Origin of the sequence: Parachitinimonas caeni (assembly GCF_030129945.1) — a bacterium.
GTDB classification, from domain to species: Bacteria; Pseudomonadota; Gammaproteobacteria; order Burkholderiales; family Chitinimonadaceae; genus Parachitinimonas; species Parachitinimonas caeni.
In genome coordinates this window covers 1-417 of the sequence record NZ_JARRAF010000202.1, presented here as the reverse complement: position 1 = coordinate 417, position 417 = coordinate 1, and the positions used below count along the sequence as shown (strand labels likewise).

The 417-nt window shown below is 71.0% G+C and carries 1 protein-coding gene; it reads left to right on the top strand.

Annotated elements, in window-relative coordinates:
- On the top strand, nucleotides 1–417 hold a 417-nt coding region (locus tag PZA18_RS24310), incomplete at both ends, for a hypothetical protein (protein ID WP_284103467.1).

The following is a 417-nucleotide window of genomic DNA, read 5'->3' as shown; positions in this document are numbered from 1 at the left end:
ACCCCTATGGGCAGGTGATCAGCGACAGCGCGCTGCGCGACCTCGAACACCTGGCGCTGATCGGCGGCCGCTATCGTGTGGTGCTTGATCAGACCGATGGCCGCGACGATCTGGCCTGTCGGCTGGGCGTGTTCGTCAACGCCCCGGCGATCCCGCAGAACCTCGACCTGGGCGGGGCTGCCGCAGGCGTGGATCTGCGCCCCGACGGCCTGCGGCTGGAACCGGCGGACGGTCTGCAGTCCGGCCAGCCCCTGACCGTGCACTGGACCAGCCACAATCAGGGCCAGCAGCCGACACACGGCGACTTCAGCGAACGGCTGATCATCCGGCGCGTCGGCAGCGGCGAAATCGTGCTGCAGGCCGAGCTGCCGTGGCGCGAAGCCGAGCTGGGGCCGCTGGCTGCCGGCAGCAGCCGGG